Raw genomic sequence first — 13,231 nt, 5'->3', positions numbered from 1 at the left:
CGTGCCAAGTGTTAATGAGGGTGAAATCAACCGTATCTTAATGGTTTGTATGGGCAATATCTGCCGCTCACCAAGCGCTGAAGCTGTGGCCCGGGCCAAGGCTCAGGCCATGGGACTGACACTGGAGTTGGATTCTGCCGGTACCATAGGCTATCACGCTGGGGAGTTGCCGGACAGGCGCGCCCGCGCTGCCGGTGAGCGGCGCGGGCTGGACTTTTCAGGGATCAAAGCCAGGCAGGTGTGTGCGCGGGACTTTGCTCATTTCGATCTTATTCTGGCGGCCGATCGTGAGAATCTTCAGGCCCTATATGAGGCTTGTCCGCAGATTTACAAACACAAGCTGGCCTTGATGCTGGACTTTGCCGATACTCCCATCAGGGAAGTCCCGGATCCTTACTATGGTGGCGACAGCGGATTTGAGCAGGTTTTGGATCTGTTGGAGTTGAGCATTGCCGGACTGTTTGCCCGGATCCAGGCCGCCAGGCCCAAGAGTATCCCGCCAGCGAGGTGAGCGGTTCTGCAAAGGACTAAAGTCATAAAGCTTATGCGGAATTTAGTTGGATAATTGGTCGGATAAGTGACAAACAAAAACAGGCCACAAATGGTGGCCCGTTTTCGCTAAGTTTGCTTCTTGAGGGAAACTTAACCCTGATGGCGTTTGCCGGAGCGCTTCAGCCTGTCGGCTTCTTTCTTTGCCTGCTTCAGGGCTTCTTTCTCCGCCAGCAGCTTGGCCACTTCCGCCTCTTCTGCCTGGGCCATTTCCGGCGTTTCCAAGGACAGCTGACCGATTTTCCCTGAGCGGAACTCATGTAACAGCAGTTCCGAGGCCTTGTGCAAATCGATATGACCGCCGCTTCTGAGAGCGCCACGCCTGCGGCCTATCTCTTCGAGCAATTCGATATCGGTGGCGGGCAGGGAGGTCAGCTTATAACGCTCCATCATCGCCTCCGGGTAGGCATGCAGGAAGTAAGCTGCGGCAAACAGGGCCACATCCTCATATTCCATGGCGGTATCCTTGATGGCACCTGTGACCGCCAGGCGATAACCCGAGGCTTCATTGTCCACCTTGGGCCAAAGGATCCCCGGCGTGTCGGACAGCACTATGCCGTTTTTAAGGTTGATCCTTTGCTGCGCCTTGGTCACCGCAGGTTCATTACCTGTTTTGGCAATCACCCGGCCGGCCAGGGTATTGATGATGGTGGACTTGCCCACATTGGGGATGCCCATGATCATGGTGCGAATATCCTTGAGCGCACCTTCGCTTACGGGGACCAGTTTGCGGCACAGCTCGGGGATCTTTCTGACCATTGCAGGTTGCAGGGTAGTGATGGCTTGTGCCCGCACTCCTTGTTCCTGCTCCAGGTACTCAATCCAGCGATTGGTTATCTCGGGATCGGCCAGATCAGACTTATTCAGCAACTTGATACAAGGCTTGTCCTGGCGCAGCTTGGCCACCATGGGGTTTTCACTGCTGTAGGGTATTCGGGCATCCAACACTTCGATCACCAGATCTATCTGAGGCATCACCTCTTCTATCTCTTTGCGGGCCTTGTGCATGTGTCCCGGATACCATTGAATCGCCATCTATTGCTTATCCTGCTGAAAACTGAAAAAAGAGCGCTATTGTAGCATTCCGAACTGAAAAAAGCGCCCGCAGGCGCTAGATAACCCCAAGTTCGCGCAGGCGCTCCATCAGGTAGCTGTCGGCGGTATAGCGCTCTGACAGCACAACGTCGGGGCGAGGGTGCAGGAACAGCGGCAGTGAGATCCGCGACTTGCTCATATCGGCGCCTTCCGGGTTGATCACCCTATGAGTGGTCGATGGGAAGTAACCGGCGGAAGCCTCCTGGAGCATATCGCCTATGTTAATGATAAGGTTGCCAAAATCGCTGGGAACATCCAGCCATTCCCCGTCGAGGCTCTGCACTTGCAGCCCGGGCTCGTTGGCGGCGGGCAATACGGTAAGCAAGTTGATATCCTCATGGGCGGCGGCGCGAATGGCGCCCGGGGTCTCATCACCCGTCATTGGCGGATAATGCAGCACCCGCAGCAGCGTCTTGTGGCTATTGGCTATCATTTGCGACAGCGCAGTGCGGTAGTTGGCTGCCACCTCGGCAGGCGAGTGCGCCTCGACCCAGTCCAGAAGCTCGGCGGCCAGCGCATTGGCTTCTTGGTAGTAGGTGAGGATATTGTCCTGCAATTGCTCTGGAATGCGGCCCCAGGGGTAGACGTGAAAGTACTCTTTGATGTCTTTGACCGTATGGCCTTTGGCGGTTTCTGAAATGCTCGCCGGAAAGAAACCATCCTGGGTTTCCGGCTTGAACATGAAGGCCTGCTTTTCTTCACTGTTGAAGAAGTCCTGCCAGTCGCGGTAGATATCCTGCACCAAGTGTTGTGAAATAGGGTGGTTGCGCAACACGCCAAAGCCGGTGCTGCGCAAGGATTCTACAAAGCGCTCGGCAGCATCTGCGGCGCGATAGTCTATGGTTTCCAGTTTCATCATCATCTTATCTTGGTTATTTTTTATTGACCCGATACTCGTGTCTCTATGGACATTTTGTTGGCAGTCGGGTGACCCGGGCGCAAGTCTACCTTGATGTCTTTATAGGGGCAACGTAAAGTGATCCAGGTCACCTTTATGGCTCTGAGTAACTTGAGTGAAGGGTAATTGCAGCTATTCGGGTCTTATGGGTTACGCAGAGTAATCGAGGAGCGTTAAATGAAACCCCTGAACGAGTTTGAGCGTTATGTCATCGAGGAAAAAGGCACTGAGCGCCCTTTCAGTGGAGAGCTGTATCAACACAATGCCAAGGGGCGATATCTGTGCCGCAAATGCGGCGCCCCCTTGTATTTGTCCGAGCATAAATTCAATGCCCATTGTGGCTGGCCCGCCTTTGACGATGAAATTTTTGGTGCTGTCACCCGGATACCCGACGCCGATGGCCGCAGAACCGAAATCGTCTGCAGTCAATGTGGTGGTCATCTGGGACATGTGTTTGAAGGAGAGGGGTTAACGGCCAAGAACTTGCGACATTGCGTCAATTCTGTCTCCATGGTCTTTGAGGCCATAGATGATGCTGAGGCTTTGCAGCCGGCAACTGAAAAGCGTTTGGAGACGGCCACCCTGGGCGGCGGCTGTTTTTGGTGTTCAGAGGCGGTTTTTTTAAGCTTGGCCGGGGTTATGCAAGTGACTTCCGGCTATGCCGGCGGCGCGGCAAAAGATGCCAACTACAAGGCGGTATGCAGCGGCGCAACCGGCCATGCCGAAGTGGTGCAGATAGTTTTTGACCCCACTGTCATCAGCTATGCCGGGCTGTTGGAGGTATTCTTTGCCAGTCATGACCCCACCACCTTGAATCGCCAAGGCAACGATGTGGGGCCTCAGTATCGTTCGGTGATTTTCGCGCACTCGGATAAGCAGATTGAGACGGCGTCCTCCATGATTAAGGCGCTGGATGAGGAAGGTGTCTTTAGCGCGCCGATAGTGACAGAGTTGACCGCCTTTGATGGTTTCTATCCGGCGGAGAACTATCATAACGACTATTTTGCGCTTCATGGTGAGCAGCCTTATTGTGCCTTGGTGATCAAACCCAAGCTGGATAAGGTGCGACGGCGTTTCAGTGCCAAGCTGAAGTAGAATAGAAAAAACGGCAAGCCTCAGCTTGCCGTTTTTTTATGGTCTGGACAGTGTCAATTTACGAGTCCAACTTGTCGTCGGCAATCTTGTATCTGGGATCTTCAATCAGATTGACTTCCACCAGATCGCCGGCCTTGTGCAGCAACTGCTTGCAGTCGTTGGAAAGGTGACGAAGATGCAGGCGTTTGCCCTGATTCACATAGCGCTCGGCCAAGGTGTCTATGGCATCGAGAGCCGAGTGGTCACAGACCCGGGATGACTGGAAGTCGACCACGACATCCTTGGGGTCATTGTTGGCATCGAACAACTCTAGAAACGAAGCCGCTGAGCCGAAAAACAGTGGGCCATTGAGACGGTAAACCGCCCAACCGTTGGCATCTATACTTTTATGAGCACTGATCTGTTTGGCATGCTCCCAGGCAAATACCAGCGCAGAGACTATCACCCCGACAAATACCGCAATCGCCAGATCGGTAAATACCGTCACCACAGTCACCAGCACAATAACAAAGGCATCGTGCTTGGGCACCTTGCGCATTACTTTAAAGCTGGCCCACTCAAAGGTTCCCAGTACCACCATAAACATGACCCCGACCAAGGCGGCCAGCGGGATCATCTCGATAAAGGCGGCGGCAAACAGAATAAAGCACAGCAAGGTGAGAGCGGCGGTGATCCCGGAAAGACGACCGCGGCCCCCTGAGTTGATGTTAATCATCGACTGACCAATCATGGCGCAGCCACCCATGGCACCGAAAAAGCCACTGGTGACGTTACCCACGCCTTGGCCGACACATTCCTTGTTGCCACGGCCGCGGGTTTGGGTCATCTCATCGACCACTGTCAGAGTCAGCAGAGATTCAATCAGGCCAACCGCTGCCAGGATAACGGCATAGGGCGCTATGATATAAAGGGTTTCCAGATTGAAGGGCACGGCTGGAATGGCAAAGCTTGGCAGTGTGCCGGCGATAGTTGCCTCAGGATTACCGCTCATATTGCGCAAATAATCAAGCACGTTGCGGGTATCCAAATCCAGGCCCACCACCAGAGCGGTTACTGCCAGTATGGCTACCAGGGATGACGGCACGGCTGTGGTCAGCTTAGGCAGAAAATGTATGATAGCCATGGTCATGGCTATCAGCGCCAGCATCAACCAGATATCGGCACCGGGTAGCCAGGCCATCTCCTCTTCGCCGACTTTGACCTGAAATTGCCCCAGTTGCGCCAGGAATATGACTATGGCCAGGCCGTTGACGAAGCCTATCATTACAGGATAAGGCACTATGCGAATGAACTTGCCAAGACGCAGTGCTCCGGCGGTAATTTGAATTATCCCGGCCAGCACCACGGCGGCAAACAGATAGCTGACTCCGTGGGACACCACCAGACTGGTCATGACCACGGCCATCGCGCCGGTGGCGCCTGAGATCATGCCGGGACGGCCGCCGATGAGGGCCGTGATCAGTCCCATGATAAAGGCGGCATAAAGGCCCACCATAGGTTCTACTTTAGCAACGAAGGCAAAGGCTACCGCTTCGGGCACCAGCGCCATAGCAACCGTTAGGCCGGAGAGTATATCCGCCTTGTGACTGCTGGTTTTATGGCGTATCAGTTCAAACATTCAGCTTGGGATCCCATCTTGAGGGTTAAAAACAAAGTTGCGCATACTAGCAAAATTTCTGTTGTGACAGAAGTGTGAAGCAGATCAAAATAAAAAAACCATGCCCGAGGGCATGGTTTTTCTCAGCAACACTTAGGTTCAGGGACGGGCCATATCTGACTCGGCGCTGTTACCATGGCTCTTGCGTGGCGCGGTTTCGCCATTGGCCTGATACTCACGGCCTTTGGGCACTTCAACGTGAGCACGTTGATCCACCTGTGGCTTGGTTGTATCTGAGCCAACCATGGTGCTGAAGCGACTGACTCTTGGTGCGGCGCTTGCCTGGGTTGTTGCAGGTGTTGCTGCTGGGCTTTCCTTGGCTTCATTGCTTGCCTGACGCGCAGGGCGGCTGATTGCAGCCGGCTTGGCCATAGGGGCAGAGGCGGCGACGCTTGCCGATGCAGTTTCTGCCTTGGGCTTGGATGCAATCTCTTCAGCAGCTTTTGCCTTGGGTGCTTCGCTCGCTTTCTCTGCCGCTTTTGATGGCGCAGCTTCGACTGGTTGAGCTTTTGCAACTTCAGCTTTCTCAGCTTTGGCTTCAGACGCTGTCACTAGCTCGGCTTCCGCTGTTTTGGGCTCAGCCTTTACCTCTACCTCGGCGGCTTTTGCAGCGGCAACGATTTCTACCTTGGCAGCGACCTCGGCTTGAGGCTTTGTCTCAACCTGAGCTTCGGTAGTTACATCAGCTTTGGTTTCAACCTGGGGAGTCGGCTTGGCAACAACTTGAGGTTCAGCTTGTGCTTGCTCTTGAGCTTTGTCGGCAGGCTTTGCTTGCTCAGCGGCGACTTCAACGGCAGCGGCGGGCGCTGATGCCTCGGCGACAACCTCTTCTTTAGCGTTATTTGCTACTTCAGAGGCTGCTTTTTCAGTGCTTGCCTTTTCAGAACTTTCAGACTCTTCGCCTTCCTGCTCAGTGCGGCGGCGACGCTGACCGGCTGCCCGCAGATGACGAGGGCTGCGGCGGCTACGACGTTGACCTTCACGCTTGGGTTTATCACCTTCTTCAGTGCCTTCGATGGCTTCAACGTCATTTTGAACACTGTTTGCAACTGTTTGCTCAGCAATGGCTGCTTGGTGAGTTTCACCGCTAACCACAGTGTCTTCCGCCTTAGGAGCAACTTGGGTTTCAGCGATTTGAACTTCGGTAGCTACCTGAGTTGACTCTTGAGCCTTCAGCTCGGTAGCAGTTTCGCTCTTGGCTTCTGACTTGGCTTCAACTTCGGCCTGAACTTCCATTTCCTTGGACTCAGCCTGAGCCGCGGCAGGCTTACGACGGTTGCGACGCGGCTTGTCAGCTTGCTCGGCGTTATCCTTGGCATCGCTCTCTTTGGTGCGAACTGGCTTGGCCTCGGTTTTTGCCTCGACCTTTACTTCAGATTTGGCCTGGGCGCTGGCTTTCACTTCGGCGCTGGTTGCTTCTGCTGTATTGTCAACGGCTTCCTGTGCATCGCTGGCCTCAATGCGCACCTTACGACGCAGGTTGCGACGTTGGCGACGCTCACGGGCGGCTTCCTGTTTTGGTTCCTGCTCGCTTTCGTCACGGGCCTTGCTGCGACTCTTGCGTTCATCCAAAGCTTCAGACTTGGGAGCCTTGTCGCTGCGGTCACCACGGGTTGGCTTGCCGGTGTCGTTTGCCTGGCGCTTGTTGCCTTGCTCGTCTTTATCACGGGTAGGGCGCTCGTTAGTGGCCGATTTACGGTTGCGACTGCGTGAATCGCGGTTACCGTCTTTGTCATCACCACTCTTGCGACGTCTGTCGTTGCGGTCATTGCGACGGTTACGGCGGTTGTTCTGGCCGCTGCCTTCCTGATTGTCTTTAGTGCTCTTTTCCTGCTTCTTGCCGGCTTGTGGCTCGGAAGAGGAGAAGATGGCACCCAGGGCGGCGAAGAAACGGGAAATTATTCCGGGCTTGGCTGCTTCAACCAATGCGGTTTTTGCCGCCGGTTTGGCTGTCTGCGGTGCTTCGGCAGTTTCCTGCTTGAGAGGTGTAGCAAAACCACTCAGTGCTGGCTTAGGTGCGGCTGCACGTTCCAGTTTACGTGGTTCATACAGTTTGTTTTCCGGCTCGTCTACACGCTGGTAGCTGACTTCAGAGATCTCATCGTCCTTGCGATGACGTACCACACGGTAGTTCGGGGTCATCATATGTGGATCCGGGATCACATAAACTTCAACTTCATGGCGCTGCTCTGTGATGCGTATGGCCTTGCGCTTTTCGTTCAGCAGGTAAGCCGCGACATCCACGGGCACTATGGCTTCAATCTGAGAGGTGTTTTCCTTGATGGCTTCTTCTTCCATCAGGCGCAGAATCGACAGCGCCAGTGACTCGGTACCACGAATGGTACCCTGACCGTTACAACGAGGGCAGATGTGAGCGGCAGACTCTTCCAGAGACGGACGCAGACGCTGACGGGACATTTCCATCAAACCGAAGCGGGAAATACGGCCCAATTGCACTCGGGCACGGTCATGGTGAACGGCATCACGCAGACGGTTTTCCACTTCGCGTTGGTGTCTAACCGGAGTCATATCGATGAAGTCGATAACCACCAAGCCGCCCAAGTCGCGCAGACGTAACTGACGGGCAATCTCGTCGGCGGCTTCTAGGTTGGTGTTTAGTGCGGTTTCTTCGATATCGCCGCCCTTGGTGGCTCTGGCGGAGTTGATATCGATTGAGGTCAGCGCTTCGGTGGGATCGATAACGATGGAGCCGCCGGAAGGCAGTCTGACTTCGCGCTGGAATGCGGATTCTATCTGTGACTCAATCTGATAGTGGGTAAAGAGCGGCACTTCAGATGAGTAGGGCTTGACTCTGTCGACAAAATCAGGACGTACCAAGGCGATATGCTGTTTGGCATCGGCATAAATTTGTGGGTGATCGATTAGAATTTCGCCTACATCACGGCGCAGGTAGTCACGGATGGCGCGAACGATAACATTGCTTTCCTGATGAATCAGGAAAGGAGCAGGGCGACTCTCGGCCGCTTCCTGAATCGCTGTCCAATGGTGCAGCAATACCTTCAAGTCCCACTGCAGATCGGCGGCAGCCTTGCCAACACCAGCGGTGCGGACAATCAGCCCCATGCCGTTGGGCACTTCCAGGTTTTCCATGGCTGCTTTCAGCTCAGTGCGCTCATCACCTTCAATCCGGCGGGAGATACCACCTGCGCGAGGGTTGTTGGGCATGAGTACCAGGTAAGAGCCGGCCAGACTGATAAAGGTGGTCAGGGCGGCGCCTTTGTTACCACGTTCTTCTTTATCTATCTGAACTATGACTTCCTGGCCTTCACTGACCACTTCTTTAATGCTGGGACGACCCTGGAAGGAGTAACCTTTGGGGAAGTATTCGCGAGCGATCTCTTTCAGTGGCAGGAAGCCATGGCGCTCGGCGCCATAGTCAACAAAAGCCGCTTCCAGAGAGGGTTCTACGCGGGTGATTTTACCTTTATAAATATTGGCTTTTTTCTGCTCATGGCCTGGGCTTTCGATATCCAGATCATAGAGCTGTTGCCCATCAACCAGGGCAACACGCAACTCCTCGGATTGAGTCGCATTGATTAACATCCGTTTCATGATGACGTCATTCTTCTTAATAAGAGGTCATCAAACGTACAGGTCGCTGCATTACGGGCCTGGTCTCATTCGGGTGACGCCTCTCGGCGTTCCTCCAGGCTGGGAGGTGCGCATTGCTGTTAGACGCATTCGCTGCGTGTCGCATCCTATTTATGGCTTATTTTTCAATGATTACAAAAACAAGGAATTCGTTGTAAAACATCAACCAACCCCATAAATTCTTCAATAATAATCCGGTAATGCCGAAGTCGAGCCTTGTCGTTTGATGACGAGTTAACATTAACTTTCGAAAACAGCATAGTGGCGGCTTGAAAGTAGTCTGAATTTCGTAATTCCATCCAGGTTTAACCGTAAAAACAATTTTTTCAGTAGTGTTCTTTTATATACGGTTTGCAAATCAATTATTTGCGACCTCGGAGGTCAGATATTACTCAAGCGTTTTCCACTGTTCGAACCGTTCATAGATTGAGCTATGGCCCAACAACACTCAGGGTTCGCCGCTGAAATATAGCTGAATTCAAAAAAATCGGCAATCAAAAGCCTCGACATGTTGTACAATAGCGCGCCCCGAACCGCAACATAAGTGTTATGAATACCGAGACCTCATCACCCAATCTGCAAGTTCGCCTGGTGACCATTGATGAAGACAATGTTGGCCAGCGTATTGACAATTTTCTGCTCAGCAAGCTCAAAGGCGTACCCAAGAGCATGATCTATCGCATAGTGCGCAAGGGCGAAGTCAGGGTCAACAAGAAGCGGATAAAGCCCGAATATAAGTTGGCCGAAGGGGACCAGGTGCGAATTCCGCCGGTTAGGGTCAGTGAAGAGAACTATCGCACTGCGCCATCCGCCAATCTTGAGCGGGTATCACGCCTAGAAGACAGAATTCTTTTTGAAGACAAGCATATTCTGGTACTGAATAAACCGGCCGGCATCGCTGTGCACGGTGGCAGTGGTGTGGATTACGGCGTGATAGAAGCGCTGAGGTCGCTGCGGCCGCAACAAAAGTTTCTTGAGTTGGTACACCGTCTTGATAAAGACACCTCCGGGGTGCTTTTGGTCGCCAAGAAGCGTAGCGCGTTAAAGCACCTGCATGACCAGCTCAGACATAAGCAGATGCAAAAAGACTATCAGGCGCTGGTCCGCGGTGAGTGGCAAAAGCACGACAAGGTGGTTAAGGCGCCACTGCTGAAGCTGACGCTCAAATCGGGTGAACGTATTGTGCGGGTAAATACCGAAGGCAAAGCCTCTGAAACCCGCTTCAAAATTTTGCAGCGTTATGACGGTGCGACACTGGTGCAGGCGAGTCCGGTAACCGGTCGCACTCATCAGATCCGGGTACACTGCCAGTATGCCGGTCATCCCATTGCCTGTGACGAAAAGTACAGTGAGCAGAAGTTTGATGATAGCATGCGGGCACTCGGGTTAAATCGCCTTTTTCTGCATGCGGCGCAACTTAAGTTCACTCACCCTGACACAGAGACTGAAATGACAGTGCAGGCTCCCCTGGATCCTGTACTGCTTGAGTTGTTGGACAAACTCACTCGGGTATAGAAAGAAATAGGGAAACAGGCCATGAAGGCATATGAGCTGCTGATATTCGATTGGGACGGCACCCTGATGGACTCGATTGGCAAGATTGTCCGCTGTATGGAAAATACGGCAAGGGCAATGTCCTTGCCTATCCCTTCGGAGCAGGCTGTGCGCGACATTATTGGTCTGTCGATGACAGAGGCCCTACAATGCCTCTATCCAGCGGGAAGTGTCGGCGAATATCAGGCGCTCAAAGATCAGTACAAGCAGCAGTTCTTGCAACTAGATACTACGCCGAGTCCACTATTCAGTGAAACGCCGACTTTGCTATCACAGCTTCGCAGTGAGAAGTATCTACTGGCGGTGGCGACAGGTAAGGCTAGAGCCGGCCTTGAACGCGTACTGCTGGAAACTGGACTTGGAGAGTTTTTTCATGCCAGTCGCAGTGCCGATGAGGCGAGAAGTAAACCCCACCCAGATATGCTGCAACAGCTATTGGCTGAATTAAAAATAGCGCCAGAAAAAGCTTTGATGGTGGGGGACTCGGTACACGATCTCAATATGGCGGCCAATGCCGGTATGGATGCCATTGGGGTCAGTTATGGTGCTCATAGTCGAGAACGCTTACATGAGGCGGCGCCAAAGGCCATTATCGATAGTCCATTGGGGCTATTGCACCATTTGTGATCTTCATTGGCATCTTTATCTAAGCACATTCTTAAAAGGCCTGCATCTGCGGGCCTTTTGCTTGCTCTATTCTATGGAAAAGGTAGAGCGTCATTTCAAGTGTTAGCGGTTTTTAACTCTTGGCCCAGTTCTGTGCTCAGTTTTTTTGTGTTTGGGGGCTCTGTACCCAAGTTAAAAGCTTCAGTGCCCAGGCTGGACAATGCCAGTGCCGACAGACGTGTGATGTCGTGCGATGAGACTATGACACCACAAATTTCACCGGCATCGTTGATACAGGGGGAATGGCGTACACTCATCAGCAACGGTATGGTCAGATGTGGTGGGTGCAACCAGCGATTGGCTTCTAGCGTTTCACCGTTCAAGGCTCGCTCAAGCAGCGGCCGGATCTTCTTCTCGAATGCCTCCACACCATGCAGCTTGGTAATATGCTTACCTATTATCTCCTCTTTAGGGCGATTGAAAAGCTGTTCATACCCTTTTGAAACCATACGGTAGCAATAGTCGGTACCGATAAATGCCAGTAGATGATCAGTAGTGGCTACCATCTGCTTGTGCATGGCGAGCTCGCGATTGACCAACATTCTGTGATATTCGAGGCCGATACGCTGAGCCAAGATCCTGAAAAACTCCTTTGATTTGGCATTCTCAGCTTGGGGGAGGGTATCGAGTACAAAAATATGCCCGATCGGTTTGCCATCTCTGCCGAGGATCAACTCGGCCTGATAACTCTGGGCGCCTATCTCACGGATCAGGGCAAAATGGGGAAAGCGTTTCTGCAGATCACGGGCGTGAAGAATATGAGTGCTGGAGGCCTGCTGTTGATAGAGGGATTCACAGGGAGAGCCAAACCATTCAAATTCAAAAGTAGGCAGAGACTGTTTGTTGTCACAAAAGGCGATGACCTCGCCTCGGGAATCGTTTTTGATTCGGCCAAAACCGGCCCAGCGACATTGGGTCACTAAGGCGAGAGCGCGTAGTGCCCGCTGAAAAAAACGTTTATCAGTGCAGGGGGCTGCCAGTAGAGCCAAGGCTTCTTCGATATCTGTCATCTTTCACTCTACTCGTTATCATCAAAAGAGGTATGTTGATTAATTGTTATTAGTGTAGGGCGAAAGCGGTCGTAACGCACAGTCGATTTTCTTAATTGGGGTAAGGTTTAGGCGCGCTTGATTAACCGGCATGTTTTATTAACATGCCGCGGGCTAACCGATTAAAAAAGGAGTTCTTATGGCTCAACGACTTAACGCGTTAGCTTACGGGCGAAGCGGAATTTCCCAATACTTTGATACCCTGACGGGAGAGCATTTCGATGAGCAGGATTAAGGGTAAACCTATTAATGTATTGGGATCGCGTCCTTCGAGGGCCCGAAACAGGGCGATGCCCAAGCCTTCACACTTAAAGCTGCCAGCACACCAGAGTGGTTGCTCGCGGCGAACATAGTCGATGATTTCATCTTGGCTCAGGTTTCTGAAATGCACAATGAAAGGTTCGACTTCCACCTGAGTTTGGCCGCTGCAGCTGTTATAGAGCGCTAGCCCGGTATAAAAGGTAATGCTTTTCCCCGAGGCGGCCAGCAACTGCTGGCAGGCTTTCTCTTCAGTCAGAGGCTTGCCGACGATTTGACCGTCAACCACAGCGACCTGATCTGAACCTATCACCAGTGCGTTGCTTAACTGCTTTGCCCCGGCCTGCGCTTTGGCTGTCGCCAGACGCTTGACCAAATCAAAGGCGGTTTCTTCTGGCCGGGGCGTTTCATCCACATCGGGAGCCACACACTCAAACGCCAAACCTAATTTTGCCAATAGTGCCTTTCGATAGCTGGAGGTTGAGGCTAAAATCAGTTGAAGTTGATTAGGTGAGACGGCAGCCTGTATTTGGCCATCTGGTTGCGTCATGTCTTGGGTTCCAAAGCGATGTGAGAGGGGGATATTGTCGCCAAATTTGCTAATGCCTGGCAAGAGTGGCTTGGGGATGAGATGAATGGCTTTATTTTGCGCGGCAACGGCTTGTGAAGAGTCCTGTGCTTGGGTAGAATTCTGCGTCCGTCAATTTCGAACCCGTTGGAACAGATCTATGATGACGGGGAGAGCAAAGGTTTTATTTCCTTTGCGAGCCGCATCATCATTTTTCCTTTGACTCCGGC

10 protein-coding genes are annotated in these 13,231 nt (G+C 52.8%); 4 read left to right on the top strand and 6 right to left on the bottom strand.

Annotated elements, in window-relative coordinates:
• Positions 1-40: 40 nt before the first annotated feature.
• Positions 41-511, top strand: a complete 471-nt coding sequence (locus CBE72_RS13025) for a low molecular weight protein-tyrosine-phosphatase (RefSeq protein WP_100144077.1) — start codon at positions 41-43, stop codon at positions 509-511.
• A gap of 131 nt (positions 512-642) precedes the next feature.
• Here CBE72_RS13025 and ylqF read toward each other — a convergent pair whose 3' ends face one another.
• Positions 643-1,584, bottom strand: a complete 942-nt coding sequence (ylqF, locus tag CBE72_RS13020) for a ribosome biogenesis GTPase YlqF (RefSeq protein ID WP_093983046.1) — start codon at positions 1,582-1,584, stop codon at positions 643-645.
• 76 nt (positions 1,585-1,660) lie between these two features.
• On the bottom strand, positions 1,661-2,500 hold the full coding sequence (locus tag CBE72_RS13015) for an isopenicillin N synthase family dioxygenase (RefSeq protein WP_100144075.1): 840 nt from the start codon (positions 2,498-2,500) through the stop codon (positions 1,661-1,663).
• Positions 2,501-2,719: 219 nt separating this feature from the next.
• Here CBE72_RS13015 and CBE72_RS13010 point away from each other — a divergent pair, with 219 nt between their 5' ends.
• Positions 2,720-3,637 (top strand): bifunctional methionine sulfoxide reductase B/A protein, encoded by a 918-nt coding sequence (locus CBE72_RS13010; protein WP_100144015.1) that lies wholly within the window; start codon positions 2,720-2,722, stop codon positions 3,635-3,637.
• Between the two features lie 58 nt (positions 3,638-3,695).
• Here the strand turns inward: CBE72_RS13010 and CBE72_RS13005 are convergent, their stop codons facing one another.
• Together CBE72_RS13005 and rne are read right to left on the bottom strand one after the other, a co-directional pair.
• Positions 3,696-5,255, bottom strand: a complete 1,560-nt coding sequence (locus CBE72_RS13005; protein ID WP_100144013.1) for a SulP family inorganic anion transporter — start codon at positions 5,253-5,255, stop codon at positions 3,696-3,698.
• A 138-nt stretch (positions 5,256-5,393) separates the two neighbouring features.
• Positions 5,394-8,867: a ribonuclease E gene (gene rne / locus CBE72_RS13000; protein WP_100144011.1), complete on the bottom strand. Its 3,474-nt coding sequence runs from the start codon at positions 8,865-8,867 to the stop codon at positions 5,394-5,396.
• A 588-nt stretch (positions 8,868-9,455) separates the two neighbouring features.
• On the opposite strand from rne, the gene rluC reads away from it, so the two are divergent.
• Positions 9,456-10,421, top strand: a complete 966-nt coding sequence (gene rluC / locus CBE72_RS12995; protein WP_100144009.1) for a 23S rRNA pseudouridine(955/2504/2580) synthase RluC — start codon at positions 9,456-9,458, stop codon at positions 10,419-10,421.
• A gap of 21 nt (positions 10,422-10,442) precedes the next feature.
• Positions 10,443-11,087 carry an HAD-IA family hydrolase gene (locus CBE72_RS12990; RefSeq protein WP_100144007.1) on the top strand — a complete coding sequence of 215 codons (645 nt, stop codon included), beginning with the start codon at positions 10,443-10,445 and terminating at the stop codon, positions 11,085-11,087.
• Between the two features lie 95 nt (positions 11,088-11,182).
• Here CBE72_RS12990 and CBE72_RS12985 read toward each other — a convergent pair whose 3' ends face one another.
• Positions 11,183-12,136 carry a PAS domain-containing protein gene (locus CBE72_RS12985; RefSeq protein ID WP_100144005.1) on the bottom strand — a complete coding sequence of 318 codons (954 nt, stop codon included), beginning with the start codon at positions 12,134-12,136 and terminating at the stop codon, positions 11,183-11,185.
• 199 nt (positions 12,137-12,335) lie between these two features.
• Positions 12,336-12,983, bottom strand: a complete 648-nt coding sequence (locus tag CBE72_RS12980; RefSeq protein ID WP_100144003.1) for a Maf family protein — start codon at positions 12,981-12,983, stop codon at positions 12,336-12,338.
• Between the last annotated feature and the right edge of the window lie 248 nt (positions 12,984-13,231).

Origin of the sequence: Shewanella carassii, assembly GCF_002777975.1 — a bacterium.
GTDB classification, from domain to species: domain Bacteria; phylum Pseudomonadota; class Gammaproteobacteria; order Enterobacterales; family Shewanellaceae; genus Shewanella; species Shewanella carassii.
This window is presented reverse-complemented; position numbering and strand designations above follow the sequence as displayed.

Coding starts and splice junctions, on each gene's coding strand:
- CBE72_RS13025 (WP_100144077.1), top strand. CDS start 41: ATGGTTTGTATGGGCAATATCTGCCGCTCACCAAGCGCTGAAGCTGTG.
- ylqF (WP_093983046.1), bottom strand. CDS start 1,584: ATGGCGATTCAATGGTATCCGGGACACATGCACAAGGCCCGCAAAGAG.
- CBE72_RS13015 (WP_100144075.1), bottom strand. CDS start 2,500: ATGAAACTGGAAACCATAGACTATCGCGCCGCAGATGCTGCCGAGCGC.
- CBE72_RS13010 (WP_100144015.1), top strand. CDS start 2,720: ATGAAACCCCTGAACGAGTTTGAGCGTTATGTCATCGAGGAAAAAGGC.
- CBE72_RS13005 (WP_100144013.1), bottom strand. CDS start 5,255: ATGTTTGAACTGATACGCCATAAAACCAGCAGTCACAAGGCGGATATA.
- rne (WP_100144011.1), bottom strand. CDS start 8,867: ATGAAACGGATGTTAATCAATGCGACTCAATCCGAGGAGTTGCGTGTT.
- rluC (WP_100144009.1), top strand. CDS start 9,456: ATGAATACCGAGACCTCATCACCCAATCTGCAAGTTCGCCTGGTGACC.
- CBE72_RS12990 (WP_100144007.1), top strand. CDS start 10,443: ATGAAGGCATATGAGCTGCTGATATTCGATTGGGACGGCACCCTGATG.
- CBE72_RS12985 (WP_100144005.1), bottom strand. CDS start 12,136: ATGACAGATATCGAAGAAGCCTTGGCTCTACTGGCAGCCCCCTGCACT.
- CBE72_RS12980 (WP_100144003.1), bottom strand. CDS start 12,983: ATGACGCAACCAGATGGCCAAATACAGGCTGCCGTCTCACCTAATCAA.